Annotated in this window: 20 protein-coding genes; 10 read left to right on the top strand and 10 right to left on the bottom strand. The window is 70.4% G+C overall.

The genetic code is table 11. The annotated features are described in order from the left end of the window. Positions 1-124: 124 nt before the first annotated feature. On the bottom strand, positions 125-745 hold the full coding sequence (locus D892_RS0137915; RefSeq protein ID WP_024806249.1) for an NAD(P)-dependent oxidoreductase: 621 nt from the start codon (positions 743-745) through the stop codon (positions 125-127). 65 nt (positions 746-810) lie between these two features. Here D892_RS0137915 and D892_RS43125 point away from each other — a divergent pair, with 65 nt between their 5' ends. The 3 genes from D892_RS43125 to D892_RS0137900 all read left to right on the top strand — a co-directional run bounded on the left by D892_RS43125 (position 811) and on the right by D892_RS0137900 (position 3,221). Next, a complete protein-coding gene (locus tag D892_RS43125; RefSeq protein ID WP_036567780.1) occupies positions 811-1,182 on the top strand; it encodes a helix-turn-helix domain-containing protein in 372 nt (123 codons plus the stop codon). A 348-nt stretch (positions 1,183-1,530) separates the two neighbouring features. Beyond that, positions 1,531-2,013, top strand: a complete 483-nt coding sequence (locus D892_RS0137905) for a MarR family winged helix-turn-helix transcriptional regulator (RefSeq protein ID WP_024806248.1) — start codon at positions 1,531-1,533, stop codon at positions 2,011-2,013. Positions 2,014-2,054: 41 nt separating this feature from the next. Continuing rightward, positions 2,055-3,221, top strand: coding sequence for a multidrug effflux MFS transporter (locus D892_RS0137900; RefSeq protein WP_232236264.1), 1,167 nt, complete (start codon positions 2,055-2,057; stop codon positions 3,219-3,221). 150 nt (positions 3,222-3,371) lie between these two features. Here D892_RS0137900 and D892_RS0137895 read toward each other — a convergent pair whose 3' ends face one another. Next, on the bottom strand, positions 3,372-4,148 hold the full coding sequence (locus D892_RS0137895; RefSeq protein ID WP_024806246.1) for an EI24 domain-containing protein: 777 nt from the start codon (positions 4,146-4,148) through the stop codon (positions 3,372-3,374). A gap of 662 nt (positions 4,149-4,810) precedes the next feature. Here D892_RS0137895 and D892_RS0137890 point away from each other — a divergent pair. Both D892_RS0137890 and D892_RS0137885 read left to right on the top strand, forming a co-directional pair. After that, on the top strand, positions 4,811-6,760 hold the full coding sequence (locus tag D892_RS0137890) for a magnesium chelatase subunit D family protein (protein WP_036571321.1): 1,950 nt from the start codon (positions 4,811-4,813) through the stop codon (positions 6,758-6,760). Positions 6,761-6,886: 126 nt separating this feature from the next. Then, positions 6,887-7,501, top strand: a complete 615-nt coding sequence (locus D892_RS0137885; RefSeq protein ID WP_156959877.1) for a hypothetical protein — start codon at positions 6,887-6,889, stop codon at positions 7,499-7,501. Here D892_RS0137885 and D892_RS0137880 read toward each other — a convergent pair. The 3 genes from D892_RS0137880 to D892_RS0137870 all read right to left on the bottom strand — a co-directional run bounded on the left by D892_RS0137880 (position 7,485) and on the right by D892_RS0137870 (position 9,963). Next, positions 7,485-7,805: an EthD family reductase gene (locus tag D892_RS0137880; protein WP_024806243.1), complete on the bottom strand. Its 321-nt coding sequence runs from the start codon at positions 7,803-7,805 to the stop codon at positions 7,485-7,487. The genes D892_RS0137885 and D892_RS0137880 overlap by 17 nt on opposite strands. A 185-nt stretch (positions 7,806-7,990) precedes the next feature. Then, positions 7,991-9,001 (bottom strand): DUF4185 domain-containing protein, encoded by a 1,011-nt coding sequence (locus D892_RS0137875; RefSeq protein ID WP_024806242.1) that lies wholly within the window; start codon positions 8,999-9,001, stop codon positions 7,991-7,993. Between the two features lie 104 nt (positions 9,002-9,105). Beyond that, positions 9,106-9,963: an NAD-dependent protein deacetylase gene (locus D892_RS0137870; RefSeq protein WP_051499360.1), complete on the bottom strand. Its 858-nt coding sequence runs from the start codon at positions 9,961-9,963 to the stop codon at positions 9,106-9,108. Positions 9,964-10,054: 91 nt separating this feature from the next. Between D892_RS0137870 and cobO the strand changes: the two genes are divergently transcribed. The 3 genes from cobO to D892_RS0137855 all read left to right on the top strand — a co-directional run bounded on the left by cobO (position 10,055) and on the right by D892_RS0137855 (position 13,003). Next, positions 10,055-10,669, top strand: a complete 615-nt coding sequence (gene cobO, locus D892_RS0137865) for a cob(I)yrinic acid a,c-diamide adenosyltransferase (RefSeq protein ID WP_024806240.1) — start codon at positions 10,055-10,057, stop codon at positions 10,667-10,669. 193 nt (positions 10,670-10,862) lie between these two features. Further along, positions 10,863-12,287 (top strand): cobyrinate a,c-diamide synthase, encoded by a 1,425-nt coding sequence (locus D892_RS0137860; RefSeq protein WP_024806239.1) that lies wholly within the window; start codon positions 10,863-10,865, stop codon positions 12,285-12,287. 188 nt (positions 12,288-12,475) lie between these two features. After that, positions 12,476-13,003 carry a cobalamin biosynthesis protein gene (locus D892_RS0137855; protein WP_369801795.1) on the top strand — a complete coding sequence of 176 codons (528 nt, stop codon included), beginning with the start codon at positions 12,476-12,478 and terminating at the stop codon, positions 13,001-13,003. A 137-nt stretch (positions 13,004-13,140) separates the two neighbouring features. Here D892_RS0137855 and D892_RS0137850 read toward each other — a convergent pair whose 3' ends face one another. From D892_RS0137850 to D892_RS0137835, 4 genes are read right to left on the bottom strand one after another with little or no spacing between them, the layout of a single operon-like run. Beyond that, the gene (locus D892_RS0137850; RefSeq protein ID WP_024806237.1) at positions 13,141-14,172 is read right to left on the bottom strand and encodes a DUF2293 domain-containing protein; all 1,032 of its coding nucleotides are present in this window, start codon (positions 14,170-14,172) and stop codon (positions 13,141-13,143) included. 28 nt (positions 14,173-14,200) lie between these two features. Next, positions 14,201-14,638, bottom strand: a complete 438-nt coding sequence (locus tag D892_RS48125) for a hypothetical protein (RefSeq protein WP_024806236.1) — start codon at positions 14,636-14,638, stop codon at positions 14,201-14,203. A gap of 53 nt (positions 14,639-14,691) precedes the next feature. Then, on the bottom strand, positions 14,692-15,798 hold the full coding sequence (locus tag D892_RS0137840; RefSeq protein WP_024806235.1) for a hypothetical protein: 1,107 nt from the start codon (positions 15,796-15,798) through the stop codon (positions 14,692-14,694). 2 nt (positions 15,799-15,800) lie between these two features. After that, entirely contained in the window at positions 15,801-16,958 is a 1,158-nt protein-coding gene (locus tag D892_RS0137835) for a phosphotransferase family protein (protein ID WP_024806234.1), read from the bottom strand. 273 nt (positions 16,959-17,231) lie between these two features. On the opposite strand from D892_RS0137835, the gene D892_RS0137830 reads away from it, so the two are divergent. Continuing rightward, positions 17,232-18,569, top strand: a complete 1,338-nt coding sequence (locus D892_RS0137830) for a hypothetical protein (protein ID WP_024806233.1) — start codon at positions 17,232-17,234, stop codon at positions 18,567-18,569. Between the two features lie 165 nt (positions 18,570-18,734). Here D892_RS0137830 and D892_RS0137825 read toward each other — a convergent pair whose 3' ends face one another. Further along, positions 18,735-19,697, bottom strand: coding sequence for an alpha/beta hydrolase (locus D892_RS0137825; RefSeq protein WP_024806232.1), 963 nt, complete (start codon positions 19,695-19,697; stop codon positions 18,735-18,737). Positions 19,698-19,778: 81 nt separating this feature from the next. Between D892_RS0137825 and D892_RS49030 the strand changes: the two genes are divergently transcribed. Next, positions 19,779-20,186: a PPOX class F420-dependent oxidoreductase gene (locus D892_RS49030; RefSeq protein WP_024806231.1), complete on the top strand. Its 408-nt coding sequence runs from the start codon at positions 19,779-19,781 to the stop codon at positions 20,184-20,186. Positions 20,187-20,270: the final 84 nt, after the last annotated feature.

Here is a 20,270-nt window from a genome sequence, read left to right as displayed (position 1 = left end):
GGAGTGGATCCCGGCCGAAAGCGCGCCGGGATGAGCCGGGATGACGGGTGCGTCGGGTCGACGGGGTACGCCGGGATGGCGGGGTGCGTCGGGTTGGCGGGTACGCCGGGATGGCGGGTGCGGTTTACGCCGCGGTGACGCCGTAGAAGGTGTGGGAGTGGGCCGGATGTTCGATCTCGTCGAGTACCGCGCGGGCGAAGTCCGGGTAGGTGATGCGCAGGTTCGGGTCGCCGGGGGAGATCCGGTAGCGGCCGACCGGGGCGCCGGTGTGGTCGAAGTCGCCGGCCGGCGCCACGATGGTCCATTCGATTTCGGTGTCGGCGGCTCGCAGGAGATCCGTTCCGCGTCCGTGGCCGAGGATGAAGTCCCGGTGTTCGGGCGGCAGATCCATGGCCTCGCTCAGGCGGACGCCGTCCGTGCCGGTCAGGCCCGTGGCGAGGCCGATGGCGACGAGTCGCCGGACGCCCGCGTCGGCGAGCCCGGTGAGCAGCGCCCGCATAGCCGCAGGGAAGAATTCGCTCGCCGGTGTGCCCAGGTCGGCCGCGGCGTGCACGGCGACGGCATGCCCGGCGGACAGCTTCGCGATCCGGTCGGCGTCGGTGACGTCCCCCGCCGGCGCGTCGAGATCCGGGTGCCGGGAGGGGGCGCGCACGACCCGGGTCACCGTGTGCCCGCGAGACTGTGCCTCTGTAGCTATGGCGCGGCCCGCGCGGCCGCCTGCTCCGAAAACGATGATGTCGGTCATGGCGGCGACGATAGCGAGGCGGCTGGTATCCGTTCGGATACCTCGCTGCTCGCTAAGCTGGCGGTATGCGCCCGCTCGACCCGCAGATGTTCGACGAACTGTGCCCGTCCGCGCTGACACCCATCCGCATCGGCGACAAATGGGGCGCCCTGATCGTGGTGTGCCTCGCGGACGGCCCGCGCCGATACTCGGAGTTGCGAATCCCGTTGGCACGCATTACCCCCAAGGTCATGACCCAGTCGTTGCGCACCCTCGAACGCCTCGGCCTGGTCGCCAGGACGGTCGAGGGCCGCCAGGTGACCTACGAGCTGACCGTGCTGGGTGTCAGCATGCTGGAACCGCTGCGAGCGATCTGCGCATGGGCCGAGGAACACTGGGACGAACTGGTCGACGCCACCGACCCGATCCGGAACGAACCCGCCGCACTCGGTGCATGATCACGCCGCCTGCCACATCGTGTTTCGTGGTGTGGCGCGGCAATGAGGCGGTGGTAGATCCCTGCCGACGCCGGGGAGACGACCGGTTCGACGATCGTCGCTGGGAGTGCCCCGTGGAGCGGAGGCGGCGGCACATCGGCGTGGCCGCCACCTCCGTCGTCCGCACGGTGCTGTCGTCCGCACGGTGCTGTCGTCCGCACGGTGCCGTCGTCCGCACGGTGCCGTCGTCCAGGGCTGGGCGGTGCCCTGGAGGAGCCCTGCCGGTAAACCTAAAACGACGCCAGTGCTTAGTAAATATTGATGTTGGCCGTGTTAGATATCTCAGTTATTAAGTGTTAGCTTTGTTCTATGGATGATCAGAGTCTGGAGGCCGCGCAGGAGTTGCGGTGGGGTGTGTCGCGGCTGTCGCAGCGATTGCGGTCTCAGCAGCCCGGGCGTGACGACGCGCTCACTCGGCTGGGGGCCTCGATCCTGGCGAACCTCCGGCACAGCGGGCCGTTGACCCTCACCGCATTGGCCGCCATCGAGGGCCTGCAGCCGCAGTCGCTGACCCGGACCGTCAACGGTTTGGAAGCGGCCGGATTTCTCGGCCGGTCCCCGGACGAATCGGACCGGCGACAACAGGTGATCACGATCACCGAGCCGGGCCGGCGGGCGTTGACCGACCATGTGCACGACGGAAATGCTTGGCTCGCACAGGTAATCGCGGAGACGCTGAGCCCCGCGGAGCGAGCGGTGCTTCGCGTGGCGGCGGATCTGATGCGGCAGCTGGCGGACGCGCCGGGGGCCGCGCCCTCTCCGTCGGCTCCGGGCGCGGCGGGGCCACTGTGACCCGGTCGGCGGCGGACACCGAAAATCGCAGCGGCGCAGGCTTGATCATCACTCTGGCCGCGTTGACGGGTGCCGCGCCGCTGGCCACCGACATGTATGTCCCGGCCCTGCCCGACCTGGCCCGGTCCCTGGAGGCGTCACCGTCCGCGGTTCAGCTCTCGATGACCGCCTTCCTGGTCGGCGTGGTGGCCGGACAGCTGATCCTGGGCCCGGTCAGCGACGCGGTCGGCCGCCGCCGGGTCCTCCTCGCCGGTGTGTCGGCCTTTGCGATTCTCTCGGTCGCGTGCGCGCTCGCCCCGACCGCCGCGGTGCTCGACGTGGCGCGGCTGGGTCAGGGCGTCGCCGGTGCGGCGGGAATGGTCGTTTCCCGTGCCGTGATCACGGATCTGTTCGAGGGCACGTCGGCGGCGCGGAAGTTCTCCGCGATGGCCGCCATCACGTCGGCTGCGCCGGTTCTCGCGCCGCTCCTCGGCGGTGCGGTGCTGAGTGTGGCGTCGTGGCGGATGGTGTTCGTGGTGCTGGCCCTGCTGAGCGTGGCACAGCTGGCGGCCGTGGTGATCTGGGTGCCCGAATCGCTTCCGCCGGTGCGGCGCACGGCCGCCCGGCCACTGGCGATGCTGCGCGCGATGCGGCAGGTCTCCGGTCGGCCCGCGTTGGTCTTCTCCGTGCTCAGCATCTGTTTCGGCGGTGCGGCCGTGTACGTCTACGTGGCCGGGTCGACCTTCGTCTTCGAAGGTATCTACGGCTTCTCGCCGACCGCGACGAGCGTCGTGTACGGCGTGAACGCATTCGGCACGATGGCCGGCAGCGCCCTGTGCGGATGGCTGGTCGCCCGCGTGCGCACCGTCCGGCTGATGATCACCGGAATCGGCGGCAGCCTGGCGGCCGCGGCCGGGCTCGTCGCGAGCGTCGCGGTCACCGGCGGATCCGCCGCCGTCACCTGGACGTGCCTGTTCGTGATGATCACGGCGTTCGGACTGTACTTCCCGGCCGTCACGGCGGCGACCCAGGAGCTGGGCAGGGACGCGCCCGGCGCCACCTCCGCACTCCTCGGCAGCGGCCAGTTCCTGCTGGGCGGTGCCGCCGCGCCACTCGTCGGACTCTTCGGCACCGCCAGCGCGCTGCCGATGGCGGTGCTCATGACGGTCTGCCTGGCCACCGCCACGCTGACCGCGATGGCGAGCCGCCGCCACACGCCGGGTTCGTGAGCGGCCGGCCGTGCAGATGGCTCCCGCACAGGTCGTGAGCCGATGGAGGGGAGTGGCGGGTCGGCCGTCACGGTGCTCCAGCGTCGGAGGTATGGCCCGCGACCGCACCGAGCGTCAGGAACACCGTGACCGCCTGCTGCACCGGGATATCTACCGAGGCAACGAGTCTCGCTGAGCGGGCAGTTCGTCCCCGCACAGGTCGCGGGCGAGCAGGGTGGCTCCGGCGACGGCGCCCGGCATCAGGAATACCGCGACGAACGGCACCAGGAACGCCGCGGCGAGTGGGATTCCGAAGCCCCACACCAGCTTTCGGCGAGTGCGCAGAAGCGACAGCTGTTCGCGCAGCACGATACCGCGGCGGGCCAGGGCCACCGAGGTGAGTTCCTGGGTGAGGAAGTAGCCGGTGACGCAGACGCCCAGCACCGGGACGACGGTCTGGCCCACCACGGGCAGGAATCCGGCGGCGAACAGCAGGATGCCCCAGCAGGCGGCGCGCACCACGATGCGCACGCCGTCGCGCACCGAGATCCACAGCTCGCGCAGGAAGGGCAGGCCGGACTCGGGCGCGGAGCCGTCCGCGGACAGGGAGCGGTCGACCCGTTCGGACAGCGTCTCGTAGAACGGCTGCCCGATCACCAGCGTCACCGCGGTGAAGGTCACCACCGACAGCAGCAGCCCGAGCGCCACCAGCAGCACCGCGAGGAATCCGCGCAGCAACCCCGGCCACGGCGAGGACCAGGTATCGGCGAACGGGGTGGCCCACTCGGCGATGTCACCGGCGAAGATCACCAGCGCGATCAGCGCCGCCAGATACAGCACGAGGGAGATCAGCCCGGGCACCAGGCCCAGGCCCAGCGACCGCCGATGCGCCGCCACCCAGCGCTGCCCCTGCACGAGGTATCGGAACCCGTCCGCCAGATCACGCACCGGCACAGCGTAATCGGCGGACGGCGGAGGTCTGTGCGCCGGTGCTGTCCGGGGCGGTGGAGTGCCGGCGTGGACGGCGTCGGCACGTGGGCGGTACGACCGGCCCGCCTCCCATCGCCGGGCACCGCGCCGCGGCATGGGAATCGTTGCCGCACAGTGAGTCCGGTCGGGGTCGTGGTCGACGCCTGAGGGCCGGTGGCCCGTGGGCCGTCGGCGAGCCTGTCGTCGCGTCCGGTGTGGCGGCCGCGGACCCGGCTGCGTTACCGCAGACTGTGGGCCGGGTGGTGGTTCTCGACGAGTTCCCTGCGGATGCTCGCCGGCTCGTCGATCCTCGGCGGCGCCATTCACTCCTCTCTCGTTACGGGTACGTCGTCGAGCGTGTACGGGGTGAACGCGCCCGGTGTCGTGGGATGCCGGTGCTGTGTTCGAACGCCTGCCCCCACGGCGCCCGTTTCGATGGTTGGGGTGATCGCCGCGCTGCTCGTCGACTGCGGACTGAGGACGCTCTCTGGGGAGCTGTCGTCGCAGGGACCTCGGTGCGAAGAGTTGTGTGAGTGCGGTTGCTCACAGGAGGGGGCCGGGGGTCGTGGTCGGGCGGCGCGCCTAGAGTTGGGGCCGTGTCCGAATCCCGAAACGGCAACGGCTTGGCCCCGCGACCCGAAATCGTACCGTCGGCCCGCGACAGCGAGGCCGGGTTTCCGTTCTCGGCGGTGGTGGGGCAGGAGCGGTTGCAGCTGGCACTGATTCTGTGCGCGGTGCATCCGGGCATCGGCGGCGTGCTGGTGCGCGGGGAGAAGGGGACGGCGAAGTCGACCGTGGTGCGGGCGCTCGCGCGGTTGCTGCCGCCGGCGGTCGACGAGCACGGTGAGCGTCCGGCGCGGCTGGTGGAGCTGCCCGTCGGGGCGACCGAGGACCGCGTGGTCGGATCGCTGGATCTGGAGCGGGTGCTGCGCGACGGCGAGCAGGCGTTCCGGCCCGGTCTGCTGGCCGCCGCCCACCACGGCGTGCTCTACGTCGACGAGGTGAACCTGCTGCACGACCACCTGGTGGACGTGCTGCTCGACGCCGCGGCCATGGGCCGGGTGCATATCGAGCGCGACGGGGTGTCGCATTCGCATCCGGCGCGGTTCGTGCTGGTCGGCACCATGAACCCGGAGGAGGGCGAGCTGCGGCCGCAGCTGCTGGACCGTTTCGGGCTGACCGTCGACGTGGCGGCCTCCCGGGATGTCGACGTGCGGATGTCGGTGGTGCGGCGGCGGCTGGACTACGAGGCCGGCCCGGCGGCGTTCGCGGAGCGCTACGCGGCGGCCGATCAGGAGGTGGCCGAGAGCATCCTCACCGCCCGCGACCGGCTCGCCGAGGTCGCGCTCGACGATGTGGAACTGCGCCGGATCGCAGCACTGTGCGCGGCCTTCGACGTCGACGGCATGCGCGCCGATCTGGTGGTGGCGCGCACCGCGACAGCACACGCCGCCTGGCGCGGAAGCGCTGGCGTGACAGCCGAAGACGTGCGGGTGGCCGCGGAACTGGCGCTGCCGCACCGCCGTCGGCGCGACCCGTTCGACGAGCCGGGGATCAGTGAGGATCAGCTCGACGAGGCGATGCAGCAGGCCGGTGAACAGGCCGAATCCTCCAGCGGCCCCGACGAGTCCGAGACGCCCCCCGATTCACCGCAGGACCGCCCCGAGGACGGTTTCGGCGACGATCCCGGCCCCGGACCCGAGGACCCCGACGACGATCCGGACGGTGGCCCCGATTCACCCGGCGGCGGGCGTTCCCCCGAGCGCACTGCCGGTGCGCCGGTGAATTCCGTTGCGCGGCCGCCACGGTGGGAGGTTTCCGGGGTCGGCGAGGGCGCGCCCGGCCGTCGTTCGCGCGCCCGGACCCGGCACGGCCGGGTGGTGCGGTCCACCACCGACACCTCGGCCGGGCTGCACCTGCTGGGCACGGTCTTCGCCGCCGCACCGCACCAGCATGCCCGCGGCCGGGCCGGTGGCCGGCTCGCCCTGGAGGCGGGCGACCTGCGTGGCGCGTATCGCGAAGGGCGCGAAGGCAATCTGGTGGTCTTCGTGGTGGACACCTCCGGGTCCATGGCGGCCCGCGACCGGCTGTCGGCGGTCACCGGCGCGGTGGTTTCCCTGCTGCGCGATGCCTACCAGCGTCGCGACAAGGTCGCCGTGATCACCGTGCGCGGCAGCGAGGCGGAGGTGGTGCTGCCGCCGACCGGCTCGGTCGACATCGCCGTGCGCCGCCTGTCCGGACTGCGTACCGGCGGGAAAACCCCACTGGCACAAGGTTTTCTCAAGGCCCGCGAGATCGTGCGCCGCGAGCGGGTGCGCGACCCGCAGCGCCGCGCCATGCTCGTCCTGCTCACCGACGGCCGCGCGACCGGCGGCACCGAACCCGTGGCGCGCGCCCGCAGCGCCGCCGGGGTGCTGGCCCGCGACGGCGTGTCCGGCGTCGTCATCGACTGCGAACGCGGCATGGTTCGCCTCGGCCTGGCCGCCGACCTGGCCCGTGACCTGCGCGCCACCTATCTGCGATTGGCCGAACTGACCGGCGATTCGGTGGCGGGGGCGGTCCGTTCGGTAGGTGCCGCCCGCGCGGCCTGAGCCGGCGCGTACGAGAACATCGCTCGCTCTCGGCGGCTCGCTCTCGGTGTTGCATGGCTGAATATTTTCGGACAATGGCATAACGGCCACTTGTGGCAGTAAGTATGCGGAAGATAATTTACTGCCATGTTTGCTGTGCTGTTCGCCTCGCGGCCGTGGAATCGCAATGCCCCGATGCGGGTATCGGATCGCGTCGACGGGCTCGTACGCCTCGTGGCCGCCGCGGCCGTACTGTGCGCGGTGCCGTTGTCGGGCGTATTCGGCGTCGCCGAATACCGTTCGGCGACAGCGCGAATGCATGCCGAGAGCGCCGGGAAAGCCGAAGTGCCCGCGGTACTCACCGATACCCCGAAGCTCGTGCCGGTGCCCCCGGCGATGTCGAGCGACACGGTGCCGAACCGCTACCGGGCGACCGCCCACTGGGTGTACGACGGCCACGCGGGTGAGACGACGATCGAGGTGTCCCGCACCGCGCGGCGCGGCGATCAGGTCCCGGTGTGGCTCGGTCCGGACGGGCGGCCCACCCGCGCTCCCGTCGACCGGTCGGCTGCCGATCAGGCGATCGGCGCCGGGCTCGCGGTGCTGGTCGGCACGACCGGTGCCGCCGGGGTCATTGTCGTCGCAACGCGATGGATGCTCGGCCGCCGCCGTGCGGGAACGGCGGCGGATCGGTCGACCGATCGGGCAGGACGGGCGATGACGGGTCCGGCCGCGGTGTGCTCCGCTACTGCGGGTCGATGACGTCCTGCTCGTTGCTGTAGACGAATGTAACTCCGCCGGTGGCGAAATTGGGGACGTCGGCGACCGCCGCCTGCCCCTCCGGGGTGGCCAGAATGCGCTCGAGGTCTTCGCGGGTATCGGCGTACAGTCCGACGACGAGATAGTACGGCGCGGGCGTGCCCCGCTCGATGCTCTCGCCCTTGCCGAGCGTCCACTTCTTCAGTCCCACCATCTTTTTCGCGATGGGGATGTGCACGTTCCAGTAGTAGTCGTCGAACTGTGCGGGATCGTCCGGATGCCCGTACAGGATCGTCAATCGATACAAGGTCGGCCTCCTACGGGTGACTGTCGGTTCGTCGATCTTAGCGGGTGATATCGGCCCGGCGGATCGCGAGCGGAATCATCGTTGACCGAAACGTTGACCGAAACACCATGGTGGATAACGAGTTTGATGGGTTCAGGCACCGGCGATCCGAGCGCAGTGCACCGGGGCGGCGTGGGCCGGTGCCGTCACAGGCCCGCGAGATCGGTGCGGAACTGCATCGCGTGGTAGGGCCAGTTCGTGGCGGTGTTCCACTGGCTGACGACGAGGTGCAGATCGGACAGGGTGGAACCGGGGACGACGTAACCGCCGTAGAGCTGGGCGACCCGGCCGGTGGCGTGGTCTTCGCCGCTCCAGCTCGTTCCCTCGAGGACGGTCGTGCGCGGTGCGCGGTGCAGGTCCGCGTTGGGGGCGTCGAGCAGCAGCGCATCGATCCGGTAGTTGCCGGCGTCGAAGAATACGAGCAGCCAGTTCCGCTGCCCGTCCGGACCGGGCACCCGGCGCAGGCACAGCTCACCGAACGCGCCCGGCAGCGTCAGGGTGGGCGGGTTGCCCCAGGCCCAGCGCTCGTCGGCGAAACCCCACGGCTGCCAGGCTTCCGGGTCGGCGAGCGACTCCGCCGGAACCCGGTGCAGGAGCAGCCCGGCATCGCGGCGGAACCCGGTCGTGTACGCGTAGACGTATCCGTCGTCGGCCGCCGCCCAGGTCAGCATCTGGAACAGTCCGCCGCAGACGTCTCCCGGCCACCGGGCCCCGGTACTCGACCAGGTGACCCCGTTGTCGGTCGAGGCGAGGATCTCGGTCCAGAGCACGTTGCCGAGGCCCCGGCACGCCATCACGTGCAGGAACATCGTGTCGCCGAGCGTGATCAGGTCCGTCGGCAGCATCGTCGAGCACCGCGGGCGGCGCAGCAGCGCCGACTTCGGATACTCGATCAGCTGGCGGGCGTAGGCGTTCTCGTCGCCACCGGAGCCCGTCCAGCGCAACCCCTCGGCCACCGTGTCCGGGTCGGCGAACAGCACCACCGGCGAGCGCCAGCCGGGCCCGCCGACGGTGGCCTCCTCGAAGCTGTCACCGAATACGGCAACCAGCCGGCCGTCCGGTGCGGTGGCGACGACGCCCAGGTCGGTGCCGCCGACGCCGAACGCATCGGTGCGGCCTGGACCGGTCAGATCGGCGATCTTGGTCGTGTTGCCCATGCCCCCACTATCCCCACAGCACGACCGACGACGCCACCACGCCGGAAGGGCGATCCGCGCATTCTCGAGCGGCGAAACCCTGTGGTGGGTAACAGGTCTGCGATTCAGGCGGGCACGGTCGCGCACCGCTCGGCGAGTGCGGACAGGACCGGGGAGCATCCCGCGTCGAGGGTGAGAGTGGCGAGGTCGTCGCCGCGTGTGGCGCCGCGATTGACGATCACGACGGCCCGGCCCGTCTTCGAGGCGTGCCGGACGAAACGCAGGCCCGACATCACCGTCAGCGACGATCCGGCCACCAGCAGCACCTCGGCGTCGTCCACCATCGCGTAGGCGTCCGCGACCCGGTCCTTCGGTACGTTCTCGCCGAAGTACACGATGTCGGGTTTCAGCATGCCGCCGCAGTGCGCGCAGTCGACCATCCGGAAGCTGTCGGTGTCGACGACCACGGCGTCGGCATCCGGAGCCACCTCCAGTCCGTTGGTGACCGCGGCCTCGGCGAAGCCCGGATTCGCGGCCTCCAGCCGGTCGGCCAGCGACATCCGCGACACGAGGTCCCCGCATTGCAGGCAGCGCACCCGCGCATAGGTGCCGTGCAGGTCGAGCACCCGGCGGCTGCCCGCCTTGGTGTGCAGCAGGTCGACGTTCTGGGTGATCACGCCCGTCACCACGCCCGCGCGTTCGAGCCGGGCCAGCGCGCGGTGCCCCGGATTCGGCCGCGCGGCGTCCATCCGCCGCCACCCGACGTGATTGCGCGCCCAGTAGCGCTGACGGAACGCCGGATCGCCCACGAACTGCTGGTAGGTCATCGGATTGCGGGGCGGCGAATCCGGGCCGCGATAGTCGGGGATGCCGCTGTCGGTGGACATGCCGGCGCCGGTCAGCACGGCCACGCGACGGCCGGCGATCAGCTCCGGCACGGCGTCCACGCCGCGGACGGCATTCGGAGGCGCGATGTCCGGCATGCCTCCCAGCGTACGGGCGGGTCAGGGGAGGCCGCCCGGCCCCGGTGTGGCACCGTGGAGCGGCAGTGCAGGTGTGAGGAGGAACGAAGCGATGCCCAAGGGTGTTCCGGAGACGATTCCCGACGACGGGCTGACCACCAGGCAGCGGCGCAACCAGCCGGTGCTCGCGGTGCACACGGGGGTGGGTAAGGGCAAATCGACCGCGGCTTTCGGCATGGCGCTGCGGGCCTGGAACCAGGGCTTCGATGTCGCGGTGTTCCAGTTCGTCAAGAGCGCGAAGTGGAAGGTGGGGGAGGAGTCGGCGTTTCGCACGCTCGGGCGGCTGCACGAGGAGACCGGGGCGGGCGGCGCCGTGGAGTGGCACAAGATGGGCGAGGGCTGGTCGTGGGTGCGCAAGGCGGGCACCGAGGAGGATCACGCGGCCGCCGCGCTCGCGGGCTGGCAGGAGATCGCCCGCCGGCTGGGCGACGAGCAGCATCGCTTCTACGTGCTCGACGAGTTCACCTATCCGCTGAAGTGGGGGTGGGTGGATGTCGACGAGGTGGTGGAGACGCTGCGCGGCCGCCCCGGCAATCAGCACGTCGTGATCACCGGCCGCGATGCACCGCAGGCGCTCGTCGACGCCGCGGACCTGGTCACCGATATGAGCAAGGTCAAGCACCCGATGGACGCCGGGCGCAAGGGGCAGCGGGGGATCGAGTGGTGAGATCCGAGCGGCGGCCGCGCTCCCCCGGACTGCTCGCATCGGCGGACAGGATTCCACGACCTGTCGCCGACGGGTCGTACCGTGCGGTCTCCGGACAGCTGAGCAGCCGCAACGGCACCACCCGGCAGTCGGCGGCGGCGCCGCTGACCACGTTCCGCCCCCGACGGGGTGCGGCACCTGTCCGGCGGCTGCGGTGAGTACCCCCGCGGTGGTGATCGCGGCGCCGTCATCGGGCAGCGGAAAGACCACGCTCGCAACGGGTTTGATCGGTGCGCTGCAGCAGGCCGGGCAGCGCGTGGCCCCGTTCAAGGTGGGGCCGGACTATATCGATCCCGGGTATCACGGGCTGGCGGCTGGGCGACCCGGGCGGAATCTGGACCCGGTGCTCGTGGGCGCCGAACGGGTGGTTCCGATGTACCGGCACGGCGCCCATGACTGTGACATCGCGGTTGTCGAGGGCGTGATGGGGTTGTTCGACGGCCGCATCGCCGACGATCAGGCTGTGACTGTCGCCGAAGGGTCCACCGCGCAGGTGGCCGCGCTTCTCGAGGCGCCGGTGGTGCTGGTGGTCGACGCTCGCGGGCACAGCCAGAGCCTGGCCGCCCTGCTGCACGGTTTCGCGACCTTCGACAGCGGGATCCGGCTCGGGGGAGTGATTCTCAACCGGGTCGGTAGCGAGCGGCACGAGGAGGTGCTGCGAGCGGCCTGCGATCGCGTCGGCCTGCCCGTCCTCGGTGCGCTGCCCCGGATGGCGGAATTGTCCGTGCCCGCACGTCATCTGGGACTGATCCCCGCTGTGGAGCACGGCCGGGCCGCTCGGAACGCCGTGGATGCCATGACCGAACTCGTTGCGGCACATGTGGATCTGGCGGCCGTCGCGCGGTTGGCGGCGGTTCATGTGTCGGGGCCTGCCTGGGATCCTGTCGGTGAAGTTCGCGGGGCGGAAATTGCTCCGGCTTCCGGCTGTGAGCCGGAGCCTGGCACCTCCGGATCGCCGGTGATCGCGGTGGCCGGGGGCGCGGCGTTCACCTTCGGCTACGCCGAACACCGCGAGTTGCTGGAGGCGGCCGGTGCCACCGTGGCGGTCTTCGATCCGCTCTGCGACGAACTGCCCACGGGCACCGCGGGTTTGGTGTTGCCCGGTGGATTCCCGGAAGAACACGCCGCCGAACTCGCCGCCAACGAACCCCTGCTGACCGGGGTCGCCGAGGCGGCCCGGCAGGGCATGCCGGTGCACGCCGAATGCGCCGGACTGCTCTACCTCACCCGCTCGCTCGACGGCCACCGCATGGCCGGCGTGCTCGACGCCACGGCCGAATTCGGCCCGCGCCTCACCCTCGGATACCGAGACGCGGTGGCGCTGACCGATTCCCCGCTGTGGTCCGCGGGCGAACGGGTGCGCGGCCACGAATTCCACCGGACCCGTTTGACCGCCACGGGTGTCGACACCCCGGCATGGGGCTGGCGTTCCCCGACCGGCGAACCGATCCGCGAGGGCGCCTCGATCCACCGCGTCCACGCCTCCTACCTGCACACCCACCCCGCCGGAAACCCCACGGCCACCGCACGATTCGTATCGGCGGCCGCCGCCTACGCGGCATCGCGAGCCGATGCGTGAGCCGGTGCCTCGTCGCGGAGGTGTCCCGGGATCGGCGTCCTCGCCGGCTCGACGTGCCTCGCCCCACGGTCGCCTCCTGTGTGACCCGGCCGACCGGCACGGTCCTGTTCCTGGTCGGCCTGGTTCCGGGATCCACACCCTCCCCAGGGATTCCGGAAGCGAATGCGCCCGAATGACGGCTGGTCGGCATGCGACGGGGGACGGCAGGCAAGCCGGGATGGGGGATAGGGCCGCCGCTCGCATTTCCGCACTGCCGAATTGGTGGCGACCAGGGTTTGCGGCGTGGTGCAGATACGTGGTCGGGATGTCGCACCCGTCTTCGCGTTCGCTGCGGAGGCGGGCGGAATATGGCGACCGCTGAACTCGCTGTGGGGGTGGGGTGCCGTCCCGGGACCCCGGCTGAGGAGATCGTCGCGGCGATACGGGAAGTGGTGCACCCGAGCATGATTCGGTGCATCGCAACGGTCGGCAGGCGTGCGGGGGAGGCCGGAATGGTCGGGGCCGCCGCCGATCTGGGCGTGCTCCTCGTCTCCTTCACCGCGGCCGAGTTGGCGCAGGTCGACGTACCGAATCCGGCCACCCGTGCCGAGGCGGCCATCGGTACGCCGAGCGTCGCGGAAGCGGCCGCGCTGAAAGCCGCCGGGGGCGACAGGCTGGCGGTAACCAAGCGTGTCGTGGGCCGGGTGGCGATCGCGGTCGCACGATTCGACGGCTGAAAGCGGATGCCCCTCCGTCGTGACGCCCTCTCGCCCCACGGTCTTCCCTCACCGGCCATTCCGATGCGTTCTCGGCCGGAATACGCCGTGCGTGGAGTTCCTACCAAAACCGCTGTGGCGAAATCCGTTTCGGGATTTCACCCGCGCCAGGACTCCAGCACCCGATCGAGATCCGGGCGGATCGCGGCCCGGGCGTCCATCCGGGCCACGCCCTCCATGAGCAGGCGATCGTAGTCGGTGTCGAGGTGGCGGATCGAGGCGACGACGGCCAGGGTGACGGCCTCGGGATCGAGCACCTTGGCGGCGGCGCTGCGCCCGACCCGCCCGCTGCCGCGCACGGCGGCGTGCCCGGCGATCTCGGTGGCGCGGCCGGACGGGCAGTGCGGGAACAGCCGGCGGATCTCGGCGGCCATCCGCGCCTCGAATTCGACGTCCTGTTCCGCACGGCGCACCCGGTCGCGTTCGCGCCGCCGCGTGCGCGCGTCCTCGTCGGCGAGGCACTGCTCCTCGGCGCGGGCCAGCGCCTGCTCCTCGACGAGAATGCCCTGCCGCTCGTACCGTTTCCGCCGCCTGTTGAACCGCACCACGACGGCGGCCAGCGTGCTCTCCTTCTTGGCGCGTCGGCTCAGCGCGGCGTCCCCGGCGGGCAGGAATTCCAGGTGGTTGAGATCGGCGCAGGTCACACACAGCGGCTCGGATCCGGACATGATGAGATAGGGCCCGGTCTCGGCGCATTCGACGCACTCCCACGGCTGCTGCGCCTCCACGACCACCAGATCGGGCGCCTTGTTCTGCCGCTGGACCAGCTGCTCCCGGCGCGCCGGACTCAGATCGGGCGAGAGCCAGTGCACCCGGAACGCGTCGTCTCCGCCGTCCGCGAGAAAGCGCAGGGGCTGTCGATCACGACTCCCCGACAGGTAGGCCGTCTCACTCGACGTCAAACCGTTGTCGCGCGCCCACTCGCGCAGCAGACCCACCGCGTCGGCGAGCCGCGGCCCGTCCACCGCGGCGAGTTCCTCCAGCGATCCCACCCGCCCCTGACGCCACCGATCGACATGGCTCGTATGCAGCCATCCCAGGCCGATGAGCACATCGATCGCGGACACATACTTCTGCCGGGCCAGCGCCGCTTCCGCCACCACGGCCACCCGGCTCCGGAGTTTGGCCACGAGGGTGGACACTAGAACATCGCGTGCGCTATCGGTTGCCCTGCTCGCGATCGTATTGCTCTTGCTGCCACTGTCGCTGCTGTTCCTCGTGATCGCTCTCGCCGCCGCCCGACCACCAGATCGGATGGGCACCCGGCCCGCAGTCGAGGTCGATGTGGACGGTTTCGCGCGCCGCGAGCCGCCACTGGCCGCCGAGGTACCGCAGGTTGGTGCACAAACCCATGATGTTGACGGTGCCCCCGACGACATCGTTGTTCGTGCAGTCGGATTGCAGCCGGCTGTCCACCGGCGCCTGTGCACACGAGACCAGGCCCGACGCGTGCGCCTGCGGCGCGGCCCCCACCCCGACGGCCGCGATCCCAGCGACGCCGGCCCCGACCACCGCCGCCGCGGCGACCGACTTCCTTGCGTACTTCTCGATCGTTGCCACGACCGCGACGCCAACAGAGAGCCGACGCGAGATCATGCCCAATAGATCTTGGGCACAACCATTTTCCGACACGGGAAAGGTGTGATCGCCTACGGCGCCACCGAGGTCCACTCCGCGAAACCGGTGGGGTCGTGGCGGCCGATGCTGGCGTGTTCTAACAGGCCCCAGCCCTCCGCGCCGTTGCAGCGGGCGTGGGCGACGTGATCGATGACGCCCCAGGGGATTCGGCCGGCGACGGCGGGGTCGGTGAGATCGTAGGTGACGCTGGAGGTCCAGTCGCGGCCCTGCCAATGGCCGTGGCCCCAGTCCGGGTCGCCGCCGTAGCCGCAGCCGATGTGCAGGGCCATGAAGGTGTGGGTGGTGATCGCGATCTCCAGCGGCTTGCCGTCGGGGGCGGTCAGGTCCAGGCGGGCGGCGACGGGAATTCTTGTGCCGGAACGGTAGTCGATGTGGATGCGCGGCCAGCCCAGCTGTTCGACCCGGCCGTCCGGCCACACCCGGACGGCGTCGTTGAGCGTGCGGTACCCGTCCGGGTTCTCCTGCGCGATCACGACGATCGCGAAGTCGTCGAAGCGCAGCGGCACGTACAACCACCAGAACCCGCCCGCGCCTTCGGCATTCGCGCGGCCGGCCGGTTCGGCCTCGCCCACGGGGCGGATGCCCCAGGATCGGTCCCGGGTGCCGGTCCAGACCTCCGGGTCGACGGTGATATCCGTCCCGTCCAGGCAGAGTGTGCCCGACCACGATCCGACCTGCGCGAACCGGGAAGCGTCGATGATCGGCCGATCACCCGCCAGGATCAGATGCGGCGGCTCCTGCACGGCCGGGAACGCACCGGTCCAGGTGAGGTCGAGGCCGAGATCGTCGTGCTCGCAGACGATCCGGAGGCGTTGCAGCGGTTCCAGCACCTCGATCCGATAACCACCGACCCGCTGCCCCAGCCCGCGCTCGGTCAGCGCGTCGGAGAACCGTACCGCTCGCTGCGTATCGCCGTGGCGCACCGCGGCGTAGGCGTCGATGACCCCCAGATTCGGGTACACCCCCAGCCCGGTGACGAGCATCGTGCCGCCGGAGCGATCGTGGGCGTTGAGATAGCTGCGGTCGTAGAAGTTCCGGTCGCTGCTGCCGACGCGGGCCATCGACAGCGGCGTCTGGTGGATGGGATATTCGTCGAGTGCTACCGGGGTGGCGGACATTCTCAATCCTGTTCCCTGAGAGGTCGATCCCAGTCGTAGGTGCCGGCCAGCAGGGCCTCCAGGCTCGGCCGGTGCATGATGTAGTCGTCGCGGTCGTCGGTGTCGGTGTCCTCGCCGAAGTGGATCATCCGGCGCTTGATGCGGGCCATCACGATGCCGTGCCGCAGCGCGGCGTAGACCAGATACCAATCCAGGTCGCGCACGGTGTATCCGGTGATCTGCTGGTAGCGGTCCACGATGTCGTCGCGCCGCAGATAGTCGGGCAGGCCGGGCTGCCCGAACCGGGTGGCGATGTCCTGGAAGAAGCGGTGGATGAACACGATCCACGCGAGGTCGAGTTCGCGCGGCCCCAATGCCGCCATCTCCCAGTCGAGTACGGCCACCGGCTCGAAGCCCTGATAGATGATGTTGCCGGGCCGGGCGTCGCCCCAGCTGAGCACGTCCGGCGCCGGATCGGCCGGCCAGTGCTCCTCCAGCCAGTCGAAGCCCCGCTCCAGCAGCGGAATTCGGTATCCGTCGTCGGCCAGCGCCCACCGGTACCAGGCCCGCTGCCCGTCGACGTGGTGGCGCAGCGCCGAACCGGCCGCGGGCCGGGTCAGCAGGGGGAACTTCGCCGCCGGATCGGGGAGGGCGTGGATCTTCGCGATGATGTCGACGGTGTTGTGGGTCAACCGCAACCGCTCCTCGGGCGTGGCGTCGAACACCCAGCCCACGAACACGTACGGCGGATTGTCCTCGGGGATCCGCCCCTCCACCCGGCGCATCACGAAGAACGGCGTGCCGAGCACCGATTCGTCGGTCTCCAGCCAGCACAGCGGCGGCACCGGGACGTCGGTGTGCGCGGCCACGCCCGCCATCACCGAGTACTGCATGGCGAGGTCGTAGGTCCGGAACACCGGGAAGGAATCGGCCTCGGGCGCCATGCGCGCCACATAGGACGCCTGCTCGGGCCGCCCGTCCGCCTGCCACGTCGCATCGAACAGGACGGAGCAGCTGGACAGGCCGCCGGTCTCCGGACGGTTCAGGTCGGTGATCAGCGGCGGGGTCGCGGTGCCCAGGCGGGCGCCGAGCCAGCGCGCGAGCCGCTCGCCGAGTTCGTCGAGGTCGCGGGCGCTGGTGGTCAGCTGGTGCCGCTGTCCGGGATCGGGGTCGGTCGGCATGGTGTCCTCCTGGACCTATGGAAGTGCCTGTGTGCCAACGTTTTCCGTGGAGCTCCGAGGGGCGCGGAGGGCGTGGTGGAAGAAATGTAACGCGTTATAGTTATCCCGCGAGGCGGAATCCGCCGATTTCCCGGGGTCGCCGAGGCGGCCACCCGGACGTTCCGCGAGTCCTCCTTTCGGAGGAGTGTGGCCTCGGTGACTTCACCGAGGCGGTCCGTACTGTTCGTTGCGTAGTTTCGACGTGCCGGCTTCAGGAGAGAGAGGGGATGAGGGTTGAGCGCAGTCGTCACGGCCTCCGAGGTACCGGAAGTACCGGCGGCGCAGGCGGACACCGACCCGGTGCGGTGGAATCCACTCACCCGGATCGCGTTCCGGTTCTGTTTTCTGTACTTCGGGCTGTTCTGCCTGATCTATCCGCAGCCGGTGTTCGCGTTCCTCGGCTGGGCCGGCGACTGGCTGCCCGACGACGCGGTGCGGTGGCAGGTGCACACGCTGGAGCCGGTGCTGTCCTGGGTCGGGCGCACGGTCTTCGGGGCGGATGTGCGGCTGCATCCGACCGGCAGCGGTGATCAGGGCATTCTGTGGGTGCTGCTGTTCTGCCTGCTGGTGATCGCGGTGGCCGGGACGCTGGTGTGGACGCTGCTGGACCGCCGCACCGATCATCGGCGGCTCGCCGGATGGTTCCTGCTGTTCCTGCGCCTGTGCGTGGCCGGGCAGATGGTGACCTACGGCGTCGCCAAGGTGATCCCGACGCAGATGCCGGCGCCGGCCCTGGCGACCCTGCTGGAGCCCTACGGCATGCAGCCGCCGTTCGCCGTGCTGTGGAATCAGGTCGGCGTGTCGCCGGTCTACCAGATGCTGCTCGGCTCCGCGGAACTGCTGGCCGGAATTCTGCTGTTCATTCCGCGCACCGCGTTACCGGGCGCCCTGCTGACCCTCGTCGGCATGTCGCAGGTGTTCCTGCTGAACATGACCTTCGGTGTGCCGGTGAAGATCCTGTCCGGCCATCTGTTGCTGATGAGCCTGGTGCTGCTGGCGCCGGAGGTGCGGCGGCTGGCCGCGGTGCTGGTGCTGAACCGGCCGACCGGCCCGTCCACCGCGCCCGACCCCTGGCGCACGGCCCGCTCCCGTCGCCGCGCGGCGCTGGCGCAGGTGCTGCTCGGGATCTGGGTCGTGGCGGGAATGGTGCACGTGTACTGGGGTTTCTGGCAGGAACTGGGTCCCGATCGCCCGAAACCGCCGCTGTACGGCATCTGGTCGGTCTCGGAATTCGTGCGCGACGGGCAGCCGGTGCCGCCGTTGCTCACCGACGAAACGCGATGGCGCACGGTAGTATTCGACTACGTCGGCCAGGTTTCGTTCCAGCAGATGGATGGGACCATGGTCACGGTTCCGGGCACGGTCGATGCCGCCACCCGCCGCATCGAACTCACCGGAGGCGCGCAGCGACCGGCCGCGCTGACCTTCGAGCAGCCCGCTCCCGACCGGGCAACGCTGTCCGGCGAGCTGGACGGACATCCGGTGACGATCACGCTACAGCGAGTGGATCCGGACAGCTTCCCGTTGCGCGGCACCGGATTCCGGTGGGTGCAGGAAGGGCCCAGCCAGTGACAGCCGGGGGCGCCCCGCCCGCCCCCGCCGAGCCGCCGCGCCCCGCGCGGCAGGGCCGCCCCGCCCGATTCCCACGCACCGGGCGGGGCGTGCGGCCGGTCACCCGTGCTGTCGCACGCCGTGGTCCCGTGTCGTCGCACGCACTGGTTACCTCGCACGCACCGGCTACCGTGCCGTCGCGCCGATCTGATTGGCCCAGTTCGGGTTCGGCCGGTAGAACTCGCCCGATCCGGGTTCGAACGCCCGGCGCGCGTGGTCGCAGCCCCACAGCTGCGCGACCAGCCAGGCGGTGGGATAACCGAGATAGCCGTAGACGCCGGTGCTGCACGGCGCCGAGGCGTGGGCGCAGTCGGGGGCGCCCTGCGGGTCGTTGTGGTTGGCCCGCACCAGCGTTCCCCACGCCTTGGTCACCGGCGGCGGCGTGGCGTCGTAGTAGGCCCGATTCGATTGCAGCCCTTGCGGTTGCCACGGCGGCTGATTCGACGGCGAGATCAGCGCGTCGTCGGCGCCGTTGACGAACAGCACCGAGCCGGAGCGCAGCCTGGCGGTATCGGCACAGCTCGCCCCGCTGCAGAACGCCTGCGCCGGAAGCTCGATCGGCACCGCGGTGTCGATCAGCCCCTCCGAGTCCGCCATGGCGTTGAGCGCGCCGCTGCCGCCCTGCGAGTGGCCCATCGCGCCGATCGCGCCGGTGTCGAGCCGGTCGTGGAACGGACTGGCCGGATCGGCGGCGGCGTCGACGAGATACCGTGCCGCACCGGCGATGTCGACGCCCGAGCCGGTGTTGCGATTCTCGGTGGCGATCACCACGAACCCCCAGGACGCCAGGTGTTCCAGCAGGTACGCGTACCGGTGCGGTTCGGAGTTGGTGCCGATGCCCCAGGTGACGATCGGATGGCGGACGCCGTGCGCGCCCAGATCGGTCGGGTACCAGATGTCGTAGGCGGCGCCGGTGGTGTCGCAGCAGCCGAAGTGGGTCTGTGCGGTGACCGCCCACGGGCCGCGCTGCGAGAATTCCGCCTCGATCGCACCGGTCGGGCGATACGGCTCGCCGGCGTGCGCGGTCCCCGCCGCGGCCAGGGTCAGCGCGCTGAGCATCACCAGAATCCGGAACAGGGCTCGTCGCATACTCGGAGCATAGAAGCGGACCGCTCGGTTCACCCGGTTCCGGGCGGAATACGCCTCCCGCGAACCCGGTTCGCACCTGGTGTGACAGTCGAATTCTCCGATGAGCTGAAGAAGCATCTGGACAACACCAAGGTCTTCGCCACGATGGCCACCATCGGCCGCGACGGCCAGCCGCATCTCACCGTCAACTGGATCGAACGCGACGGCGACGAGTTGCAGTACTCCACGACCGTGTCCCGGCAGCAGTACAAGAACCTGGTGCGCGATCCGCGCATCACGGTGGCGATCAACCCGCCCGACAATCCCTACGTGTACGCCGAGATCCGCGGCACGGTCACCCTCACCCCGGACGCCACCGAGGAACTGCCGGACCGCCTGTCGCTGAAGTACACCGGCAAGCGCTACGCCGACTTCAACCCGGACTCGGCCAACGACGCCGAGCGCGTCATCGTGCGCATCACGCCGACGAAGGTGCTCGGGCGCTTCTGAGCCCCGCCGGTCGAGGCGCCTCCGGCGAGCCGCGTCCGGTCCGGGGTCGTTGTGGCGTGCACCGATCGGAGTGCCGCTGTCGGC

The sequence above is a fragment of the Nocardia sp. BMG51109 genome, from assembly GCF_000526215.1.
Taxonomy (GTDB): domain Bacteria; phylum Actinomycetota; class Actinomycetes; order Mycobacteriales; family Mycobacteriaceae; genus Nocardia.
The sequence above is the reverse complement of the archived record's forward strand: the minus strand, read 5'-3'. Positions and strand labels throughout refer to the sequence as shown.

What these genes read in the sequence shown, in the direction of transcription:
- D892_RS0137835 (WP_024806234.1), bottom strand. Translation starts at nt 16,958, where the DNA reads ATGCCGACCGACCCCGATCCCGGACAGCGGCACCAGCTGACCACCAGC.
- D892_RS0137875 (WP_024806242.1), bottom strand. Translation starts at nt 9,001, where the DNA reads ATGGGCAACACGACCAAGATCGCCGATCTGACCGGTCCAGGCCGCACC.
- D892_RS0137840 (WP_024806235.1), bottom strand. Translation starts at nt 15,798, where the DNA reads ATGTCCGCCACCCCGGTAGCACTCGACGAATATCCCATCCACCAGACG.
- D892_RS0137885 (WP_156959877.1), top strand. Translation starts at nt 6,887, where the DNA reads ATGTTTGCTGTGCTGTTCGCCTCGCGGCCGTGGAATCGCAATGCCCCG.
- D892_RS43125 (WP_036567780.1), top strand. Translation starts at nt 811, where the DNA reads ATGCGCCCGCTCGACCCGCAGATGTTCGACGAACTGTGCCCGTCCGCG.
- D892_RS0137905 (WP_024806248.1), top strand. Translation starts at nt 1,531, where the DNA reads ATGGATGATCAGAGTCTGGAGGCCGCGCAGGAGTTGCGGTGGGGTGTG.
- D892_RS0137855 (WP_369801795.1), top strand. Translation starts at nt 12,476, where the DNA reads ATGCGACGGGGGACGGCAGGCAAGCCGGGATGGGGGATAGGGCCGCCG.
- D892_RS0137870 (WP_051499360.1), bottom strand. Translation starts at nt 9,963, where the DNA reads ATGCCGGACATCGCGCCTCCGAATGCCGTCCGCGGCGTGGACGCCGTG.
- D892_RS0137915 (WP_024806249.1), bottom strand. Translation starts at nt 745, where the DNA reads ATGACCGACATCATCGTTTTCGGAGCAGGCGGCCGCGCGGGCCGCGCC.
- D892_RS48125 (WP_024806236.1), bottom strand. Translation starts at nt 14,638, where the DNA reads ATGATCTCGCGTCGGCTCTCTGTTGGCGTCGCGGTCGTGGCAACGATC.
- D892_RS0137825 (WP_024806232.1), bottom strand. Translation starts at nt 19,697, where the DNA reads ATGCGACGAGCCCTGTTCCGGATTCTGGTGATGCTCAGCGCGCTGACC.
- cobO (WP_024806240.1), top strand. Translation starts at nt 10,055, where the DNA reads ATGCCCAAGGGTGTTCCGGAGACGATTCCCGACGACGGGCTGACCACC.